The 2,737-nt window shown below is 62.7% G+C and carries 3 protein-coding genes; 2 read left to right on the top strand and 1 reads right to left on the bottom strand.

Translation table 11 applies throughout. From position 1 onward, the window contains the following. On the bottom strand, positions 1-491 hold a 491-nt coding region (locus EN935_RS30110; RefSeq protein WP_164771455.1), incomplete at its 3' end, for an ATP-binding cassette domain-containing protein. Between the two features lie 468 nt (positions 492-959). Here EN935_RS30110 and EN935_RS30115 point away from each other — a divergent pair. Both EN935_RS30115 and EN935_RS30120 read left to right on the top strand, forming a co-directional pair. Then, positions 960-1,949: a sugar-binding protein gene (locus tag EN935_RS30115; protein WP_127264736.1), complete on the top strand. Its 990-nt coding sequence runs from the start codon at positions 960-962 to the stop codon at positions 1,947-1,949. Between the two features lie 181 nt (positions 1,950-2,130). Beyond that, on the top strand, positions 2,131-2,737 hold a 607-nt coding region (locus EN935_RS30120; RefSeq protein ID WP_164771456.1), incomplete at its 3' end, for a FadR/GntR family transcriptional regulator.

The following is a 2,737-nucleotide window of genomic DNA, read 5'->3' on the forward strand; positions in this document are numbered from 1 at the left end:
ATCTTGGCCTGCGACAGCATGGTGCGGGCAATTGCCACCGCCTGACGCTGGCCGCCCGACATCTGCTTGACGAGGTCGCGCGGACGCGTCTCGGACTTCAATTCGGCGAAGAGCTGGCCGGCGCGCTTGTACATCGCCGCATAATCGAGGATGCGGAACGGGCCGACGCCGCGCCGCAATTCGCGGCCAAGATAGACATTGGCGGCGGCGGTCAGATTGTTGCAGAGCGCAAGGTCCTGGTGGACGATCTCGATGCCGTGCTGGCGGGCTTCCGCCGGCTTGTGCAGGATCAGCTCCTTGCCGTCCATGTGCATGGTGCCATGGCTCGGGCGGAAATTGCCGGCGATCATCTTGACCAGTGTCGACTTGCCGGCGCCGTTGTCGCCCATCAGGCCGACGACCTGTCCGGGCTCGATCGACAGCGAAACGTCGTTGACCGCCTGGATGGCGCCGAAATGCCTCGAGATGTTGGTGAGTTCGAGAACCGCCACCAGCCTTTGCCTCCCCGTGCCTTGCGGCCTGCTGCTGTTCCCGGCGTGAATGCCGGCGCTGCTTTGGCCCGCTCTCCCCAGCTCCTCCCGGAAACAGCGTTAGCGTTGTTTTACGCAAAAGCCGGCGCGCGTCAATCAATTGTCGGACGAATTGAAGTCCGGGTTATTTTAAAAATCCGTTTTGTAGGACAAATAGCATTGACGTTGGCGGCGAGCCGATATTAGCTAAGCGTCGGAGGAGATTATGCCGATCCCTGCTGGCGGTTCGCCTGACGGAATCAGCGGAGGTTTATCGGTCGAGGTTCCGGCTGTACCCATGTGTTCGAGCCGGTCTGAAGCCGCATCTGGAAATGCTTATCGATCTGGCCTGGCGACACGAGCGCTCGCGAAACGAACGTCTGTCATCACGCATCCGGTCGATCTGTGTGGCGGGCACGCCGTGTCCGTCTGTTTCAAGGGAGGACTGACATGAGGAAAACACTTTTGCTCGCCGCCGTCGCCGCCATGGCGTTGGGTGCCGGGCCGGCTTTGGCCAAGAAACAGCTCGTCATCGTCGTGAAAGGTCTCGACAATCCGTTCTTCGAAGCCATCCACCAGGGCTGCGAGAAATGGAACAAGGAAAATGCCAGCTCGGAATATGAATGCTTCTACACCGGTCCGGCGTCGACCTCGGACGAGGCTGGCGAGGCGCAGATCGTCCAGGACATGCTGAGCAAGGCCGACACGGTGGCGATGGCGATTTCGCCATCCAACGCGCCGCTGATCGCACAGACGATCAAGACCGCCAATCCGACGATCCCGATCATGACCGTCGATGCCGACCTCAGCAAGGAAGATGCCGCACTTCGCAAGACCTATCTCGGCACCGACAACTATCTGATGGGCAAGAAGATCGGTGAGTACATCAAGAAGGGCAAGCCGAAGGGCGGCACGATCTGCACGATCGAGGGCAATCCTGCGGCCGACAACATCCTGCGCCGCGCGCAGGGTATGCGTGACGCACTGTCGGGCAAGGACGGCCTTGCCGCGCTTGCCGGTGAAGGTGGCTGGACCGAAGTTGCCGGCTGCCCGGTGTTCACCAATGATGACGGCGCCAAGGGCGTGCAGGCGATGACCGATATCCTCGCCGCCAACCCCAAGCTCGATGCCTTCGGCATCATGGGCGGCTGGCCGCTGTTTGGCGCACCGCAGCCCTATCGCGATCTGTTCGGGCCGCTCAAGGACCGGATCGCCAGCAACGACTTCGTCATCGGCGCCGCCGACACGATCGGCGACGAAGTGGCGATCGCCCGTGACGGCCTTGTGACTGCTCTGGTCGGTCAGCGGCCGTTCGAAATGGGCTACAAGGCACCGTCAGTGATGATCGACCTGGTCGAAGGCAAGGCCGTCGCCGATCCGGTGTTCACCGGCCTCGACGAATGCACCAAGGACACGGTCGACACCTGCATCCAGAAGTAGGGTCTCGATTTCGGGGCGCCCGGTGACGGGCGCCCCGTCAATTCCTCAACGGACGCAATAGGTTGGGGCAACCGGCTCCGGCTTTGGTGCGCCCATGATCTGGATTTTCGGCAACGAGATCGGCGTGCCGCGTAGGTTCGGACCAGTCCGGACGACAGACGGCCGACCTATTGGAACGTGGATGCCGGACGAGAAGTCAAAGAAGCGTGCCGCCCGGGCCAAGGCACAAGCCAGCGCCCGTCCGGCCATCATGCGCAAGGCCGGTGCCGCGCACTTTGCGGGAGCCAGCGTCCATGTCTCGCTGGCCGGCGAGATTGGTCTGCGGATCGTGCGTGGCGACTATCCACCCGGCACCATCCTGCCCAACGAAGCCAAATGGGCCGAGATCTTCAATGTCAGCCGTTCAGCCGTGCGTGAAGCCATCAAGATGCTGATGGCCAAAAGCCTGTTGGCATCGCGGCCCAAGATCGGCAGCTGGGTCGAGCCGAAGGAGCGCTGGAACCTGCTCGATCGCGACGTGCTGGCCTGGTATGCGACCGCGCCCGACCGCGAGGCGTTCCTGCGCACCGTGCAGGAGTTTCGCCACATCATCGAGCCGGAAGCGTCGGCCTTTGCCGCCATGCGGCGCAGTGACGAGCAGATGGCGGAGATCAGCCAGGCCTGCCGCGAAATGGGCGAGGCCCTGAGCCTGCAGGAGCGTATCCGCGCCGACACGCGTTTTCACCTCGCCATCCTGCGTGCTTCGGGCAACGACCTGCTGGTGCCGCTCGGCGTGCTGATCGAATCGG

The organism is Mesorhizobium sp. M7D.F.Ca.US.004.03.1.1 (assembly GCF_003998635.1).
Lineage (GTDB): Bacteria > Pseudomonadota > Alphaproteobacteria > Rhizobiales > Rhizobiaceae > Mesorhizobium > Mesorhizobium loti.

Excerpts from the sequence above, each read along its gene's own strand:
- EN935_RS30115 (WP_127264736.1), top strand. The coding sequence starts at position 960 with ATGAGGAAAACACTTTTGCTCGCCGCCGTCGCCGCCATGGCGTTGGGT.